General features: G+C 45.9%; 17 protein-coding genes. 15 read left to right on the top strand and 2 right to left on the bottom strand.

From position 1 onward, the window contains the following. Positions 1–524: 524 nt before the first annotated feature. From murI to cbpB, 4 genes are read left to right on the top strand one after another with little or no spacing between them, the layout of a single operon-like run. On the top strand, positions 525–1379 hold the full coding sequence (gene murI / locus AYR61_RS13715; protein ID WP_065903558.1) for a glutamate racemase: 855 nt from the start codon (positions 525–527) through the stop codon (positions 1377–1379). Beyond that, positions 1369–1971 (top strand): XTP/dITP diphosphatase, encoded by a 603-nt coding sequence (locus AYR61_RS13710; RefSeq protein WP_056987318.1) that lies wholly within the window; start codon positions 1369–1371, stop codon positions 1969–1971. Before murI ends, AYR61_RS13710 begins: the two co-directional genes overlap by 11 nt. Positions 1972–1974: 3 nt before the next feature. Then, the gene (locus AYR61_RS13705) at positions 1975–2493 is read left to right on the top strand and encodes a metallophosphoesterase (RefSeq protein ID WP_054710096.1); all 519 of its coding nucleotides are present in this window, start codon (positions 1975–1977) and stop codon (positions 2491–2493) included. Positions 2494–2513: 20 nt separating this feature from the next. After that, a complete protein-coding gene (cbpB, locus tag AYR61_RS13700) occupies positions 2514–2999 on the top strand; it encodes a cyclic-di-AMP-binding protein CbpB (RefSeq protein ID WP_054710099.1) in 486 nt (161 codons plus the stop codon). 42 nt (positions 3000–3041) lie between these two features. Here cbpB and AYR61_RS13695 read toward each other — a convergent pair whose 3' ends face one another. Then, positions 3042–3917 (bottom strand): mechanosensitive ion channel family protein, encoded by an 876-nt coding sequence (locus AYR61_RS13695; protein WP_056987317.1) that lies wholly within the window; start codon positions 3915–3917, stop codon positions 3042–3044. Positions 3918–4549: 632 nt separating this feature from the next. On the opposite strand from AYR61_RS13695, the gene AYR61_RS13690 reads away from it, so the two are divergent. After that, entirely contained in the window at positions 4550–4963 is a 414-nt protein-coding gene (locus AYR61_RS13690) for a DUF948 domain-containing protein (RefSeq protein WP_054710102.1), read from the top strand. Positions 4964–4988: 25 nt separating this feature from the next. Further along, positions 4989–5477, top strand: coding sequence for a YtxH domain-containing protein (locus tag AYR61_RS13685; RefSeq protein ID WP_056987441.1), 489 nt, complete (start codon positions 4989–4991; stop codon positions 5475–5477). 406 nt (positions 5478–5883) lie between these two features. Here AYR61_RS13685 and AYR61_RS13675 read toward each other — a convergent pair whose 3' ends face one another. Then, positions 5884–6981 (bottom strand): M24 family metallopeptidase, encoded by a 1098-nt coding sequence (locus AYR61_RS13675; protein ID WP_065903554.1) that lies wholly within the window; start codon positions 6979–6981, stop codon positions 5884–5886. Between the two features lie 183 nt (positions 6982–7164). On the opposite strand from AYR61_RS13675, the gene ccpA reads away from it, so the two are divergent. From ccpA to AYR61_RS13630, 9 genes are all read left to right on the top strand, one after another. After that, complete coding sequence (ccpA, locus tag AYR61_RS13670) at positions 7165–8166, top strand: catabolite control protein A (RefSeq protein WP_065903552.1); 1002 nt, start codon at positions 7165–7167, stop codon at positions 8164–8166. 763 nt (positions 8167–8929) lie between these two features. After that, on the top strand, positions 8930–9139 hold the full coding sequence (locus AYR61_RS13665; RefSeq protein ID WP_065903549.1) for a hypothetical protein: 210 nt from the start codon (positions 8930–8932) through the stop codon (positions 9137–9139). Positions 9140–9156: 17 nt separating this feature from the next. Next, positions 9157–10644: a CPBP family intramembrane glutamic endopeptidase gene (locus AYR61_RS15020; protein ID WP_083215566.1), complete on the top strand. Its 1488-nt coding sequence runs from the start codon at positions 9157–9159 to the stop codon at positions 10642–10644. A 138-nt stretch (positions 10645–10782) separates the two neighbouring features. Then, positions 10783–11517, top strand: coding sequence for a YebC/PmpR family DNA-binding transcriptional regulator (locus tag AYR61_RS13655; protein ID WP_056987443.1), 735 nt, complete (start codon positions 10783–10785; stop codon positions 11515–11517). 468 nt (positions 11518–11985) lie between these two features. Then, positions 11986–13368 carry a group II intron reverse transcriptase/maturase gene (ltrA, locus tag AYR61_RS13650; RefSeq protein WP_065902193.1) on the top strand — a complete coding sequence of 461 codons (1383 nt, stop codon included), beginning with the start codon at positions 11986–11988 and terminating at the stop codon, positions 13366–13368. 388 nt (positions 13369–13756) lie between these two features. After that, the gene (gene comGA, locus AYR61_RS13645; RefSeq protein ID WP_191982256.1) at positions 13757–14731 is read left to right on the top strand and encodes a competence type IV pilus ATPase ComGA; all 975 of its coding nucleotides are present in this window, start codon (positions 13757–13759) and stop codon (positions 14729–14731) included. Next, positions 14670–15710 (top strand): type II secretion system F family protein, encoded by a 1041-nt coding sequence (locus AYR61_RS13640; protein ID WP_056987444.1) that lies wholly within the window; start codon positions 14670–14672, stop codon positions 15708–15710. The genes comGA and AYR61_RS13640 overlap by 62 nt, the downstream gene beginning before the upstream one ends. Then, the gene (locus tag AYR61_RS13635; protein WP_056987445.1) at positions 15710–15964 is read left to right on the top strand and encodes a prepilin-type N-terminal cleavage/methylation domain-containing protein; all 255 of its coding nucleotides are present in this window, start codon (positions 15710–15712) and stop codon (positions 15962–15964) included. The genes AYR61_RS13640 and AYR61_RS13635 overlap by 1 nt, the downstream gene beginning before the upstream one ends. 155 nt (positions 15965–16119) lie before the next feature. Then, complete coding sequence (locus AYR61_RS13630) at positions 16120–17424, top strand: IS1380 family transposase (protein WP_065901982.1); 1305 nt, start codon at positions 16120–16122, stop codon at positions 17422–17424. Positions 17425–17755: the final 331 nt, after the last annotated feature.

Genomic DNA, 17755 nt, shown 5'->3' with positions numbered 1-17755 from the left:
CAGCCTACGGGGTCGAACGGTGGAACGAAGCGACATTAAAGCGCTACTTTGAATCACTTAACATTGGAAAGACCCTTCGGAAAACAGAAAGCTGCATGTAAGTCAACTCGGGCAAAAATGCCAAGTGCGGGCATTTCTGTGTGGTTCTCTGTCCTCGAGTCGAAACGCGTTTCGAAAAACAGACAGCTGCATGTAAGTGAACTCTGACGGAAATGCCAGGTTCGGGCATTTCTGTGTGGTTCTCTGTCCTCGAGTCGAAACGCGTTTCGGAAAACAGAAAGCTGCATGTAAGTCAACTCTGACGGAAATGCCAGGTTCTGGCATTTCCGTCAGAGTTGACTTACACTCCGCTTCCTCCCGTTTTCCTTCACGCTCTTTACAATAAGATTACAATGAAATTAAGTCTGAATGCAAGATTAAATCAAAGTATTGCAAGAATTTAAGATTTTTTCGGAATTCTTGCAACCGGTGCCGAAATGGTCGATAATTAAGACTCAAGATTACTATAGAAAGGGATTAGTTTAATGACATCTCAAGCAATTGGCTTTTTAGATTCCGGTGTTGGGGGTTTAACCGTTGTTAAAGAGGCATTTAAACAGCTTCCCAACGAATCGTTTATCTTTATTGGTGACCAGGCAAGAGTGCCATACGGGCCGCGGCCGATGGCCGAGGTGCGCCGTTTTGTCGCACAAACCGCTTTTTTTCTGGTCTCAAAGCAAATCAAATTACTGGTGATTGCCTGTAATACGGCAACCGTCGCTGCGTTGCCGCTCTTACGTGAGCGCCTGTCCATTCCTGTCGTCGGTGTTATCGAAGCTGGGAGTCGTAAAGCGGCTGCTGTTTCCAAAACTGGTCACATTGGCGTGATTGCGACGGAGGGCACCATCAAGAGCCACGCTTATCAGCAAAATTTAACCGCTATCCGTCCCGGCGCAACCGTTCGTGGGCTGGCATGCCCCCAATTTGTGACGCTGGTTGAACGCGGCGCAGCAAACCTACCGAGTTCATCAGCTAAGGTCAAACGGCAATTAAGACCCTTTAAAACGCAGCCAATGGACACACTGATTCTCGGCTGCACGCATTTTCCAATCCTACGCACGGCCATTCAGGCGGCGATGGGGCCGACGGTGCAACTGGTTGATCCGGGCGCCGAAAGTGTGGCCATTGTAAAACAAGTATTGGCAGATAAGCACCTGTTGGCCGATCGTGACCAGACGCCAACTGCACAGTTTTATACAACGGGTGGGGCAGCACACTTTAAGCGAGTGGCGGAACAGTGGTTGCAGCGCGATAACCTCGATGTCCAACACGTGGCACTCACAGAGATGCAGCAGTACCAACTACCACGACAAACGGAGGGTTCATTTAATGAAGCATGATCAACTCATTATTGCGACACGAAATTCCAGCAAGGCCCGAGAGTTTCGGGAAATGTTTGAACCAAAGGGCATTACGATCAAAACACTCGCTGATTTTCCGGAGATCGGTGAGATCAATGAAAACGGCACTAGCTTTGAAGAAAATGCCACGATCAAGGCGGAGACCATTAGCCACCAAACGAACTTGCCAGTTTTAGCAGATGATTCTGGACTGGAAGTCGTGGCCCTCGACGGTGCACCAGGGATTCATTCAGCCCGCTATGCCGGAGATCACGACGACGCTGCAAACAACCGAAAATTGTTGGCGAATTTAGCAGACGTTCCGGCCGAGAAACGGCAAGCTGCGTTCCACACGACGCTGGTGTTGTTAAAGCCCAATGGTGACAAATTAGTCGCTGATGGTGATGTCCAGGGCACAATTTTAACTGCGCCCCGCGGCAATAACGGGTTTGGCTATGATCCCTTATTCTGGTTAGCAGATCAGGGAAAATCGATGGCTGAACTGACTGATGCCGAAAAGAACGCCATTAGCCACCGAGGTCGGGCGCTACGCAATATGATGACCCGGTTTGATGATTGGTGGGAGGTTTAGCGGATGAACTATCTAGTCATAAGTGATAACCATGGCGATCAGGCAATTCTTCAAACGGTTTTTGACGCATTTAGTCACCGCGTGGATGCCATTTTTCACTGTGGGGATTCGGAAACGACCCGGGACAACCCCGTTTTTGACAACGTCATCGCTGTTGAAGGCAATAATGATCCGCGGGGTGCGTTCCCAGATGACGTTGTCCAGAAGGTGGGCGATGAGACCGTCTTTATGACGCATGGTGACCTGTATGGTGTGAGCATGGGGTTGACGCATCTGAGCTTGAAGGCTCAGGAAGTCGGCGCGACCCTGACGTTCTTTGGCCACACCCATCAACTTGGAGCTGAGTTCGAGGCTGGCTGCCTCTATCTTAATCCTGGCAGTATCTCGTTACCCCGAGGTCAATATGCGCCAATTGGCGGGACGTTTGCCATCGTGACGACGACACCTGATAACATTGCGGTCACCTATTATGACCGCAAGTTAAACCAGCTGCCAGACCTACAGCAAAAATTCACACGTTAAATAAATGAGGTAATGAGGATATGATTGACCAACCGATTCAGACCATGCTGATGCAAGCCCATGGTCAATGGATCATTCCAGCAAACATTGTTGCCAATGTTATGGTGAACAATGACTGCTATCACGCGTTTTTGGTACTTACAAAGATTGGCTACTCTAAGATTCCAGTCCTGGATAAGGACCAGCATTTGTGCGGCCTGTTGTCGCTGTCGATGATTACTGAAAGAATGTTAGATACGGATCACATTGCGCCCGAAAATCTGCGGCGGATGAAGGTTAAAGATGTCATGCAGACTGATTTTAGAGTTGTCGAAGATCCGGATGATTTGGATGAAGTCATGCACCTACTTGTTGATGATTCGTTTGTCCCGGTTGTGTCAGATGAACGAACGTTTACTGGTATTATCACGCGGCGAGAACTCTTAAAGCGCGTCAATTATTTGGCACATAATTTTGATGACTGTTTTGAGACAACTAAACGGCCTCAGGACTCATCCTCTCAATAAAACAAAAAAAGATTGCGTAATCAAACGACTACGCAATCTTTTTTAGTTGTTTGGTGTGGCATCGTCATGATAGACAGTCGGCAACACAATGTCGGCATCGGAAATTGCTTTGAGATACGCCGCCAACAGTTCACGTTGAACCGTAAATTGATCACCGGGTTTCGTGAAAGTGACGACTTGAATCACCAATTTGCCATCTGCAAGCGGGGTGGCGCCCATGTTGGTCGGCTCCTGTGTGATACCAGTCAACGATTTAACCACTGTTTGATTCGTCTTATCAATAATGGCATTGATCTGATCGATTGGTGAATCAGGGAAAATGGGAACCTGAACGAGGGCCCGCATTTCGTGTCGGGATTTATTGCTGACGATTGAAATATTTCGGTTGGGGATGAAGTTGAGCGTCCCATCTGCACTGATGACCTGGGTCGTTCGAATCCCGATGGCGGACACTGTTCCCTCAACCGTGCCAATTTTAACGGAATCACCCACGTTGATCTGTTCTTCCATCAAAATAAACGCACCGGTCACAATATCGGATACAAATCCCTGGGCACCTAGACCTAAAGCTAAACTAAAGATCCCCGCGCCAGCAACCAAGGTACCAACTGGCACTCCCAAGAAGGATAATAGGGCGTAGATCCAGAAGAAGAGGATCGTGTACTGAAAGATATTTTGTACAAGGGTGTAGATGGTGTTGACTCGGTTAACAGAAATCGTATTAAGCTTAGTAGCCTTATAGCGGTTAAAAAGGTGTTTAATGACCTTTTTCCCTAGCCAGTTGACGATTAACAGACCGATCGTCACTAGGACGAGTTGGAAAATAGTTACCGCAATCTGTTCGCCAATGGACTGCCAATCAAAGTGTTTAATGAAATGATTGAGCAGTGAAGAAATGGAAGTTTGTTTAAGTATCATGGCAAGTTCTCCTTAGTGAGATCATCTTCTAGTGTACCAAAGGCGAGGGGGTACGGCTACTGTTGGTTTTTTTGTTGGGTGGGGAGGGTTGGAATTATTAGAAAGTTGAGCGCGACGTTTAGTAGGTACAGGTTTTCTAGCGCAGAGTGGTAACTGCTACTGCTCGCGCTTTTTACAATGCCTGAACGTGTTCAGCAAGGTACGGGGCTAACGTGTAACGGAGGCTGGTCTAAAAGTCAGGCCCAGACTTTTCAGGTTTTCAGCAACTGAGTGGTAACCGCCACTGCGCGCCCTTATTACATTGTCTAAACGTGTTCAGCAAGGCACGGGGCTAACGTGTAATGGAGGCTGGTCTAAAAGTCAGGCCCGGACTTTTCAGGTTTTCAGCAACTGAGTGGTAACCACCACTGCGCGCCCTTATTACATTGCCTAAACGTGTTCAGCAAGGCACGGGGCTAACGTGTAATGGAGGCTGGTCTAAAAGTCAGGCCCGGACTTTTAGACCAGCCTCCATTACACACCGCCCCTAAAACGCCTTGCTTCACACTCTCTAGTGATTTTTATTGCTTCCACCCATCGTCAATGCTATTCTTAAACCAATAAGGTTTTTACTAAGGAAGGGGCGATATGCGATGACTGGAGGACAAGTTGCCGGGATGATTGCGGCAGTTGCATTTTTGATCCTCGTGCTCTTCATTGGCATGTTTTTATCCAAGATGTTGACCACTTTAAAAGAAGTTAATCGTAGTATTCAAACGTTAACGGATGATGTTGACGTCGTTTCAAAACAGGCGGAGGACATTATGGCCAATGCCAATACATTACTTGAAGACGTGAACAAGAAAGTGGCAACAGTTGATCCCGTCTTTCAGGCGGCCGCTGATCTGGGTACCAGCGTGTCTGATTTGAATGATGCCACTCGAAACCTGACAAGTAAGGTTTCTAAATCAGCAAAGAAAACTGCATCAACGAACATCTTAGTTCGGACTGGTGAAGCGGCATTTAATTTCTATACAAAACACCGGCGTTCAAACAGTGATGATTAACGCAAATTAGAAGGGAGTTTTGAACATGGCAAAAAAGACAGGGTTATTTTTAGGACTTTTGGCGGGTGCCGCTATCGCGCACGTTGCCTACCATCATCTATCAAAGGATGAACAATCGCAACTGAAAGATGACGTCTCTGACAAGCTAGACGTTTTAAAGGATCGCGCCGTGGACTACGCATTTTATGCTAGCGATGCCTGGGATGACTTCAAGGAAACGTTTGAGGATCAATCTCAACACGTTTCTGACAAAGTGAAGGATGTAGCAGGTCAAATTGATACTGACAGACTCAAGCAAGCCGCATCTTCATTGGGTAAGCGAAGCGATGATGAGGATCCAGATCTGCGGTCAGAATTAGCGGATGTGTCAACTTCTGCGGACGACGATTCGGATGACATTGTCTTGAATAGCGAGGAAACCTTCGGCGGCGCTGATGTGAGCGATGCAGGAGAAGGTAACCGTCCAACAGAAACAATTTTGCCGGATGGAACGAGTGAACCGGTAGAATATTAGAGAGCGTGTAGGAAAACGGTAGGAAGCGGAGTGTAAGCCAACTCAGGCGAAAATGCCCGAACTTGGCATTTTTGCCTGAGTTGGCTTACATACAGCTTTCTGTTTTCCGAAACGCGTTTCGGCATGGTTGCCAAGAAAGACAGCGAAAATGCCCGAACTTGGCATTTTTGCCTGAGTTGGCTTACATGCAGCTTTCTGTTTTCCGAAACGCGTTTCGGCATGATTGCCAAGAAAGACAGCGAGAATGCCCGAACTTGGCATTTTCGCCTGAGTTGGTTTACATGCAACTTTCTGTTTTCCGGAACACGTTTCGGCAATCTAAATAAGAGAGCCAAAAAACAAAATTCTAATCAAAAAAGCGACCGAGAAAACTAATCTCAGTCGCTTTTTATTGGCTAACAATAGGTTATCCTACGTAAGTCAATTCCTTAGACGTATGCGTAAACGGTGCGCAACCATCATCAGTAATGTGAACGCAGTCTTCAATTCGAACGCCGGCAACATTTGGAATGTAAATCCCTGGTTCGATGGAGAAGCACATCCCTGGTTTAAGAATCATGTCGTTGCCTTCCATAATGGATGGAAATTCGTGTTCGCTCATGCCCATACCGTGGCCGAGACGGTGAATGAAGTACTCACCGTAGCCAGCTTTCTCAATGATATCCCGGGCGATTTTATCAAGTGAAGCAGCGGTAATGCCCGGTTTAGCGGCATCCTGCGCTGCCAATTGTGCTTCCAAACAAACCTTGTAAATATCAAGCTGTTTTTCAGTCGGTTTGCCAACTGCAACAGTCCGTGATGCATCAGAGATGTAGCCGTTCCAAACGGTTCCCAAATCAAATAAAACCAGTTCGTTGTTTTCAATTTTGGTCGCGTTCGTTGCACCATGCGGTTCCGCAGCGTGTGCACCAGCTTGAATCAGAGTCGCAAAGCTCATTTCCATGATGCCATTTTGCATCAGAGCGTATTGCAATTCAGCCGCAACTTGACCTTCAGTGACGCCAGCCTTGACTGCTGCAAACCCTTTTTCAAACGCGAAGTCTGCCCATTTACCGGCGATTTCCAGTTCTTTAATTTCGTCATCAGACTTGATGAGACGTAACTGAGTAATGAAATCGGTGATGTCGAGGTTAAAAGCCGCACTTGGAAAAATTTCACGTAGAAATTCAAGTCGTTCAACCGTTAATTGGCTCTTTTCAAGAGCAATGTTTTTAGGGGATGCGACTCGTTTTTGAACATCTGTCGCAATCATCTTCCATGGATTTTCATGGTCAAGGTACCCGTACACCGGATAGGTAAAGCCAGTGTCCTTGATGGCCTCTACTTCCAGTGCTGGTGCGAACATGAAGGGGTCTTGATCAGGGAAGACGATCAGTGCTAAAACTCGCTCGATCGGGTCGCTGTAAAAGCCCGTTAAATACTGAATGGTTTTGGGGTTGCTAATGTAAGCAAAATCCGCGTGGTTTTCGGCGGTCCATTTTTGAATCTCTTGTAGTTTGGACAATGTAATCACCTCTTGTAAGAATACTTCATTATAGCATTGCTCATCTTGAAAAGTGGGGCTGAATAGAGTATCATTAAGACGAAAACGTTTTCAAATTGATTTCTGAAAGTTTATCTGTTATATTTGATAGGTTGTTGAAAATCTATGAAAACGAATAATACCAATAAAGAAAGGGCTATCGCAATGGATAAACAGACTGTGACAATTTACGATGTGGCCCGTGAAGCAGATGCCTCAATGGCAACTGTTTCCCGGGTGGTTAACGGGAATCCAAACGTTAAGCCAGCGACTCGTAAAAAAGTTTTGGATGTGATTGAACGGCTGGATTACCGGCCAAACGCTGTTGCTCGTGGCTTGGCCAGCAAGAAAACGACCACTGTTGGGGTGATTATTCCCGACGTGACGAACATTTACTTCTCAGCACTGGCTCGAGGCATCGATGATATTGCAATGATGTACAAGTACAACATCATTCTAACAAACTCCGACGAAAATGGACGTAAAGAAGTTCAGGTGTTAAACACCTTAATGGCAAAGCAAGTGGACGGAATCGTCTTCATGGGCAATGCTGTTAGTGAGGAACTTCGCAAAGAATTCGACCGAGCTAAAACGCCGATCGTGTTAGCCGGATGTGTGGATGAAAAGGGCCAAATGCCTAGTGTCAACATTGACTACACAGCTGCGGTTGAAGAAGCTGTTAAGAACCTGATCGATCGAGGAAACCAAAAAGTTGCCTTTATTTCAGGAAACTTAGCTGATCCAATCAACCGTGATTTCCGTCTGAAGGGCTACAAACAAGCCCTGAAGAAGGCTGGTATTCGCTACGATGACAAGTTAGTCTTCGAAACGGATTACACATATAAGGCTGGCCAATTACTGCAACCAGCATTGCAGTCAGTTGGTGCCACGGCAGCGGTTGTCGGTGACGACGAACTTGCTGCAGGTGTGATGAACGGTGTGACGGATGCAGGCTTGAACGTGCCAAATGACTTTGAACTCATTACCAGTAATGATACGAAGTTAACTGAAATGGTGCGGCCAAAGATGTCATCAATCACCCAACCGCTGTATGATATTGGCGCCGTTGCCATGCGGTTATTGACTAAGTTGATGAACAACGAAGAAGTCGAAGAAAAGACGGTCTTGTTGCCATACGGCTTAATGAAGCGTGACACAACCAATTAAAGTTAAATAATTGCAACGTTAAGAAGGTCAGACTCGCAAGTGGGGAGTGTGGCTTTTTTTGTAGAGTGTGAAGCAAGGCGGTTAGAGGGCGGAGTGTAAGTAACTCTGGCAGAAATGCCTGGGCTTGGCGTTTTTGCCAGAGTTACTTACACAGGAGCCCTCTGCCTTGCTGAACACGTTTCCGCAAGATAAGGGGAAAACCACGTAGCAAACAGCACTCTGCAAAAGAAACCCACAAAACCGGTTCTGACTTTTATGCCAGATCCGCATACAAGTTAGCCCCTTGCCTTGCTGAACACGTTTCCGCAAGATGAGGGGAAAACCACGCAGCAAACAGCGCTCTGCAAAAGAAACCCACAAAACCGGTTCTGACTTTTATGCCAGATCCGCATACAAGTTAGCCCCTTGCCTTGCTGAACACGTTTCCGCAAGATAAGGGGAAAAACCACGCAGCCAACAGCACTCTGCAAAAGTAACCCACAAAACCGGTCCTGACTTTAAGACAAAAGGCCCATACAACTTAGCCCCGTGCCGAACAACTTTCGCCTCAATACCCAAAAAACCACCCTAACACAAACAAGCTCAAACCATAAAGACTGTTGTCTCCCCACCCAAAAGAGAATATTCGCGCCATTTTAGCCTTACCTCTCTAAATTAAAAATCCCCAAAAATTATTAAATTTCCCACCCAACAGTATGTTATCCCACAGAATTGTCATATACTTGTAACATACACGATCACTTAAGAAGGAGGAAGCAACACCATGGATCTTGTGGAACACAGTAATCTGTATTTGTTTTACAAAATGATGCCCAGCTCATATGCAACCGGGTTGGTCGCAGTGGCCGCTCGTAATGAACTGACGTATCGGTCACAACATGGGGATGCGATGGCTGAATATTATTTGGCACTTGACTCGTTCCATGAGTTACGACTAGCGCATCGCCGTGCTCATATTAAGGTGATCTGGTAATTTGGAGGAGAAAAATCGTGAGAAAACACCTTTCCGCGTTTTTGCTTGGGATTTTCGTGTTAATGCTTTTTCTATCATCATTTGCGAGTGTGATCAGCCATCTTATTTTTCATTATTTATCGCTCGGAAGTGACACTAACGCGGAAAATACAGTGACAGAGCTTATCGGTTTTGGCTGTTTTTGGTTACTTAACCGGTTCTATTTAAAAGCTCGCGTTCACTGGTGGTCAAGAATTGACCGTAATTGGTTATGGGGACTGGCATTTCTGGTCGTTTTTATTGGGGACTCAACGCTGAATCCGCAATTCACACTGACAGTTTCAGCTATTTTGTGGGCGATTGTTCTTGGACTAGTTGTTGGGATTTTTGAGGAATATCTTTTTCGGGGCTTGGTGGTCACTTATTTGCGGACCCACTTTGGCCTGAGTGGTGTTTGGACGGCGCTTTGGAGCGGCCTCATATTTGGCTTAGCACATGCCATTAATGTGTTGCAAAGTGGTGATCTGGTCAACACGATTGCTCAGATTCTTCAGGCCTTTGGGCTAGGGTTCTTTCTTGCCGCGCTCTATCTCATCACTAACAATTTATGGCTGGCCATTATTGGTCATGCTGTTATTGATTGTTTTGACCAATTAGCTTTTGGGACACTCAGTAATTCTGCCGGGACAAGTTTGCATACGGGTATCATCTACGCCGTGGTGTTTGTGGTGTTAGGTGGTGTCATTTTAAGCACACACACTGATCAGCTGCGGGCATCGTCTGGTCGAGGTGTGACACAGAGGGGGAGAAAGAAAATGGATTTTAAAAAGGGAACACAGGAACCAGCTAGCTTGAAGATGGCACTTTATGCGCTGTTAATTCCTATCGCTGAATTGATCTTAGGCGATTTTTTAGTGAAGCCATTCCATTCAAAATTAGTTCAGGTCATCATCGTTGATGTGATCTTCTTCATTGGGTTTTTGGTGGCAATTTGGATGTTCAAGGACGTCCTAAAACGAGATTGGCAAGCGTTTAAACCGCATTTTTGGCGTGGAACGCTGTTGGCTATTGGCGCCGTTGTGATCACCTATATTCTTTTGCCGCTAGTGCGTTCGGGGCTGGGGCTCTTCTTACACACGTCATCAGCAGCTGGTGGCGTTGATGTGCTTAGCGCACAAACGGCTGGACTGGGCGTTATTGCTAGTCTGACCACGCTGATGGCGCCGTTCACCGAAGAGATTATTTTCCGCCATGCGTGGTTCTACCAATGGCGCAACCGGGGGATTGTCACTTGGTTAATGTTGATTCTGTCATCAATCATGTTTGGACTCTTTCACTGGAACAACTTTAACGGGGACATTACGCAAATGATTCCGTACATGGTTGTTGGTGCATGGTTCGGGTTGATCTACTACTGGTCGAAGAATATTTGGCAAAATATTTTGACCCATTTTCTGTTTGATTTCGTGCAGGTGCTGGCAGCCGTGTTTGTTCTCGTGATGACGCTGATGCATGTTACTGGCTAATTTAGCAACGTGCTTAACGGTCAATAACGACTTGACGACCTCGTAAATTTAGTCACAAGTGTTGAACTCTCACGGCCTGCGTGATAATATAATGTAGTCTGTACAACGATAAATAATACAAGAAAAGAGGAGTTAACGATGTCAGGACATTCAAAATGGCATAACATCCAAGGCCGTAAAAACGCCCAAGATGCTAAGCGTGGAAAAATTTTCCAAAAAATCTCACGTGATTTGTATCAAGCCGCTAAAGCAGGTGATCCTGATCCAGCAAACAACCCTCAACTTCGATTGGTGATGGATAAGGCCCGGGCTGCTAACATGCCTAAGGACAACGTACAACGCGCTATTGACAAGGCTTCTGGTCTTGGTGGCGCCAAGTTCGAAGAAATCACTTATGAAGGCTACGGTCCTGGCGGGTCTGCCATCATGGTTGCTGCCTTAACTGACAACAAGAACCGGACAGCTGCTGCAGTTCGTTCTGCGTTCACTCACCATGGCGGTTCACTTGGCGCAGCCGGTTCCGTTTCATACATGTTTGACCGTAAAGGTTATGTTGTGATCTTACGTGACGGTCTTGATGCTGACGAAGACACTGTTTTGATGGATGCATTGGATGCTGGTGCTGATGATATGAAGACCAGCGACGATGAATTTGAAATCTTTTCAGATCCTTCGAGCTTGACGGCTGTGCGTGATGCACTGCAAGACAAGTATGATCTTGATACTGCTGAAGTACGGATGTTCCCAGAGAACACCACTGAAGTACCAGAAGCCAAGATCTCACAATATACTGGTTTAATCGATGAATTAGAAGAAAACGATGATGTTTCAGATGTTTATGAAGCAGCTACGTTACCAGAAAGCGTCGACTAATAAAAAAACACGCTGTTGAGGCGTGTTTTTTTGGTGCGCCCGGCATGGGCGCCAACTAGACGGTGAAAGTCCGTTGCGGGCCGTAGTAGTCGGAACCGCAAGTCAATGACAAGGGTGTCCATCGTGAGGTGGAATCTGAAGGAAGTCGGCGACAAAGTACCGCATTGATGTACAAGAATCAGCCATAAGGCTGTGTTGGTCGGACGAGGTTGCCAAACAAACCAAAGTCCAATACTACTCGAGGCCATCGCAGTAAAGCTGGCAATGACATGGTACGAAAGTGGGCGTTCTTACCCGGGGAGGCCTGTATCGTACGTTCCCGACAAGAGGCGCGCTAAGCGCCACAGGAACAAACATCGCAGTGATGTGGTGCAGAACGATACAGGAGTCAGCCGAGGCCATAGTAGTGGTATCTGCCACGAAGGGCTGAACAATAATAGGTCATCATTGATATTGGAGGTGGAGACAGTGCAACAACCGCAGAATACAGAAAAAGCTGACCGCCGGCGGACAGTAGGACTGGAAGCCCAAGAACAAGTCGGGGTGCGTAGCACTGACTCTGGTGAAAATACGATGATGAACGGCACTAAGTTTCAAGAGTTAGTCTTAGACCGAAATAACCTGAACGAGGCTTATCTTCGCGTCTGCAGAAACAAAGGTGCAGCAGGACTAGACGGAATGACCGTTGACGAACTGTTGCCCTACTTGAGGAAACATAAACAGGAATTACTGCAAGCTTTACAAAACGAGACCTATCGGCCTCGTCCCGTTAAGCGGGTTGAAATTCCAAAACCTAATGGTGGTAAACGCAAGCTCGGAATACCAACTGTGATTGACCGACTTGTTCAACAAGCCATGGCGCAAGTCATGGTGCCAACATTTGAGCGTGTCTTCTCAGATAATAGTTTTGGGTTCCGACCGAATCGAAGTGCTAAAGATGCCATTGATAGAGTGGTTCAGTTCTACAATCAGGGCTATCACTATGTCGTGGATCTCGATTTAAAAGCATACTTCGATACGGTCAACCACGATCTGCTTATTAAATTTATTGAGCAGTATATTACGGATCCATGGATACTGCATCTCATTCGTCGCTTCCTAACCAGCGGTGTCATGAATGGTGGTCTATTTGAACGAAGTGATAAAGGCACCCCTCAAGGTGGCCCCTTATCGCCACTTTTGGCTAACATTTATCTCAACGAACTGGATAAGCTGTTAACTTCCAGAGGTCATAAGTTTGTCCGCTATGCGGACGATTGTAATATTTATGTCCGAAGCAAACGTGCTGGAAAACGGGTTCTGACTAATGTTACTCGCTTTCTTGAAGGCGACCTAAAGGTCACCGTCAATGAGGACAAGACATCAGTAAGTTCGCCTCTGCGGGCCAAGTTCCTGGGATTTTCCTTGGGGGTTGGTCGAGGAGGTGCGTATGCGCGACCTGCTTGGCAGGCCAAGCAACGCATCAAGTCTGCACTCAGGAAAATGACCAAGCGCAATCGGGGCGTTTCGTTAAACCTGGTGTTTAACGAGATTCATCAAAAGATGCGTGGGTGGTTACAGTACTATTCGGTCGGGAAAATGACCAATTTTATCCGTCACTTAGACGAATGGTTGCGAGCAAGGATTCGCCAGTATATTTGGAAACAGTGGAAGAAGCTCAAAACAAAGGTCAATCATCTTGTAAAACTGGGGCTTTCTGGCACCAGTGCTTATACAATGGCCAATACCCGTAAGGGTTATTGGCGAACTGCGCATAGCAAGACATTGACCTATACTCTGACAAACAAAAGACTGGAACGCCTTGGACTCATCAATATGAGCAAGACACTCCAGTCAATACAAAGTGCTTAAATTATTGAACCGCCGTATACGGAACCGTACGTACGGTGGTGTGAGAGGTCGGTAATTGAATTAATCAATTACCTCCTACTCGATTGCAGAGCGCGGAAGAAAGCGGTTAGAAGGTGGAGCACAAAGGGACTCTGACAGAAATACCTGACCCTGGTATTTCTGTCAGAGTCCCTTTGTGTGCAACCTTCTGCTTTCCGGGAGCGCGTTTCGGCAAAGGTGCCAAGAAAAATTGGGGCGTTAAAAGGACATAGAAACACGCCATCAACCCAAGCCAACAGCCCGCTACACCAACGTCAATACAGTCCCACCCAAAGTCACGAAAAAAATCGTGACTTTTTTCGTGGTTCCAGAAACTTTTACGTAGTTATTGGGTATGGAGGTGATAATCATGATTGAAGCATTAGGCCAGCAGCTATTACAAGGTGCCATGACTGCCGGTAGCTCCGATCTTTATATTCTACCGCGGGAAGATGCCTACGTTGTGTATGAACACGGAATCGATGGATTGATGATGATCCAAAGTTTACCAAAAGAAACCGGTGTTCAACTCATTGCCCATTTTAAATATCGTGCTGATATGGCCATCACTGAAACGCGGCGACCACAATTAGGTGCGATGAAGGTTCAACTGAACGGGACTGAGATTCATTTGAGATTATCCAGTGTTGGTAATTTCTTACAACAAGAGTCACTCGTTATCCGGTTGCTATTTCCGTTAGGTCAACAGCAGACACAGTTCTTAGTGCCGGAACAGTGGACGACCTTGGAGGAATGGTGTGGGCTACGCGGACTGATTTTATTTGCGGGTCCAACGGGTTCTGGAAAAACGACCACGATCTTTCAACTCGCACGGCCTTTGAGTCAGCAACAGTCGGTATTGACGATTGAAGACCCAGTAGAAATTACGGAATCGTCCTTCTTGCAGCTTCAGGTCAACAATGAGGCGGATATGTCATACGAGTCCCTGATTAAAGTCGCGCTAAGACACCGGCCGGATGTGCTGATTATTGGAGAAATTCGGGATCGACAAACTGCGCAGGCCGCAATTGATGCGGTGCTTAGTGGCCACTTGGTATTTAGTACAGTGCATGCGCTGAACGTTTACGGCATCATTACGCGGTTACGTCAACTTGGCATTCCAGAAGCGGCAATTCATCAGGCAGTTACGGGAGTCGCGTATCAGCGGTTGCTGCCAGGCATCGAGATGAAGACTGCCGCACTGCTGGATCTCAAACGAGGGCCAGTAACCAGTGACTGGGTGACAAAAACGGGGATGACCCCAGAATGGAGGCAATACATCGATGATTGTGAGCGAACCGGTCAAATCACAGGCACAACAGCCGACCGCTTCAAAGAAGGTTAAGCCGTGGCCCGCGAAGTTTCAGGCGGACGTTTTTCAAATGGTCAGCGATCTGTTGAAGGTTGGCTTTTCGGTCCGGCATGCGTTTAAATTTTGTGAAGTGGTCTTTAAGACGCATCTAGCTGATTTAAGACAGATCAATCAGCAGTTACAGGATGGGCAGTCCATCAGCGGAACGTTTGAACCCTACATTGATGAACAGATCAGTACGCAGTTAAAGTTAGCGGAAAAACACGGTCAGCTAAGTCAAAGTCTCAGTCAGATCAGTCGCTTGCTGACTACGGCCCATCAGCGTAAAGAACGTATTAAACGGTTGCTGCAATACCCATTTGTGTTGATGCTTATTTTAGCAGTCGTGTTCACTGGACTTAAAATTTTTGTGTTTCCAGAGATTCGGGAGCTAACGGATGCGCCAGCGACGACGGGATATGGTCTATGGTTTGGTATTGCTGGGCTGGTGCTTGGCCTGTTGGGTGTCGGTATTTGGTTGCAGATCAAGCAGTCACCTGCCTTAAAACGAACGCAGCAACTGGCTGGGCTGCCCATTATTGGTGGGGTCATGCGCACCTATTACGGTTACTATCTCTTATCCATCTTAGCCATTATGGTTCAGGGTGGCTTAGGGCTGCAGGATATTTTGGTGACAGTTAAGGATGCGAAGCCGACCACCTTGCTATACCAACTCGGAGACGAACTGGATACACAGCTTAAACAGGGCCAGCAGCTTGGGCCAATATTAGCAAAATATCGGTTTGTGCCTAAGGAACTGCGTCTCTTATTGGAGACGGGCAAGAACCGTGAAGAAATGGGCGCCGAACTGGCTGCCCTGACAGAAATTTATTATGAACGCCTAAAGCACCGGTTGGAAACGTTGATGAGTCTCATTCAGCCACTGGCATTTTTAATTGTCGGGTCGCTGATTGTTGGGACTTATGTCAGTTTGTTTTTGCCGATGTATCAAATGATTGGAGGATTTAGTTAATGACTAAATTGAGAAAGCAACAAAAACGTAAAGGCTTTACACTTTTAGAAATGTCGATCGTAATTTTTATTATCGCTTTGTTGATCCTGATTATTGTACCCAACATTACGAAGCAAAAGGACCACGCGACGACGGTGCATTCAGAGGCCTTGCAGACGATGGTGCAGACGCAGGTTAATCTTTATTTAGAGGATCAAGAAACGGATGCGGATTCTGGTAAGGCAAATAGTATTGATAAAGAAGCTTCTTCCTGATTTATTCACAAAGATATGCAAAATACCCATCAAACACATGAATCACGCGTTTGATGGGTATTTTGTATTTTCACCTTTTAAGTACACAAAAAGAGCCCCAGCTCTGGTATAGTTAAATTGCTAAACAAAACCACATGAGAGAAGAGGACTCTATATTGAAAACTTTACAGGAAATGGCATTAAATTTCAACAAAAACATTTTAGTATCGCATACGGGTGGTCAATTATCTTCCGATGGCGGGCTAACATTGTGTGTAGAGCTGATGGCAAAATTCCAGTTCACCATCTTGGCCGACAAACTATTGAGGTTCAATGACCAGCGACGATATTGTCAACACAGTAATTCTAGTATCTTAAAACAGTTAATTCTTCAGATTATTGCTGGTTATAGCGCAGATTCTGCGGCAACTTCTTTAGAAAAAGAACCGCTTTTTAAATTATTATTGGATAAACCGTCTTTGGCTTCACAAGCAACAATATCACGTTTTTGGCAACGCTTTGATAAAGATAGTGTTAGCACATTACAGACTTTAAATGAGGCTTTGATCGACCGTGTTCGACTATTAACCAACCAGACAGCCACGATTATTGATATCGATTCGACTCACTCAGACACTTATGGCAAACAGGAAGCCACTAACTACAACGCACATTATGGTACTGAAGGATATCATCCATTACTGGCAACTGATCAAGATGGTAACTTATTGAAAGCTGTCTTGCGTCCTGGAAATGCCTACACCAGCAAAGATGTAAAAGCTTTTTTAACACCACTATTAAAGCATTATCAAACTCAGCTGCCCACGACTGACATTCTGGTTCGTGGTGATAGTGGCTTCGCCACGCCAGAAGTTTACGATGTCTGTGAAGCCAACGATGTGTTTTACATTATTCGACTCAAATGCAATCGAAAATTACAGAATCTAGCTGAAAAGTTCGTCAAGATCAGTGATCAAACCCAGTGGCAAGAGGAAGAGACTCATTACTACTCTGAAATCTATCAATCAGCATCGTGGCCTAAGCCACGGCAGATTTATATTAAATCAACTCGAGTAGCTGGTGAACTGATCTTTTCACATGAATTTATCGTCACTAATCTGACTAATTTAACGGCTGAAACTGCCTTCGAACTGTATCACAAACGCGGCCAAATGGAAAATTACATCAAAGAAGCTAAAACAGGTTTCTTTTTCGATAAGACTGATAGTCCAACGTTTAATGCCAATGCTGCCCGGATGATGGTTAGTGTACTGGCTTACAATATTGTCAACTTTTTAAAGCAGCTAGCACTGACAAAACATGATTCCGGCTTGTGCGTTAGCACATTGCGGATCCGTTTATTCAAAGTTGCGGCACGTGTTGTGCATACTGGCCGACGCATTCAGTTGCGGCTGAGCTCGTATCATGTTTACCATCGGCTGTTCTACCAGGCTCTACAGCGTATCCAGGCTATTGAATAACCGGCAAAATTAAAAAAATCTGTACAACCAAGGGACAAGCGTATCCAAAAGTTCAAAGCAATTCTGAGTTAGTTGAAAGATCTCACTAGCTAGAACTGATAAACATCGTATTTCAGCAAAAGATAAAGACATACCCGTCAGTTTTCGAAAAAATACGAAAACTGACGGGATTTTTATGAACTATGAATAATTCAGGTTCTTTAGAAGACTTAAAAGATGGCGGCTATTTGACTGACAAACAATTCAATAAGGCCACTGCCACATTAGTGATTAAGGATAATCATGTTGACCCAAAAGCGAATAGCAAGTCGTAGTGCGTTTACGTTAGTTG

The sequence above is a fragment of the Secundilactobacillus paracollinoides genome (assembly GCF_001702155.1).
Classification (GTDB): Bacteria; Bacillota; Bacilli; order Lactobacillales; family Lactobacillaceae; genus Secundilactobacillus; species Secundilactobacillus paracollinoides.
Note: the sequence above shows the minus strand (reverse complement) of the source record. Positions and strands in the feature narration are given on the sequence as shown.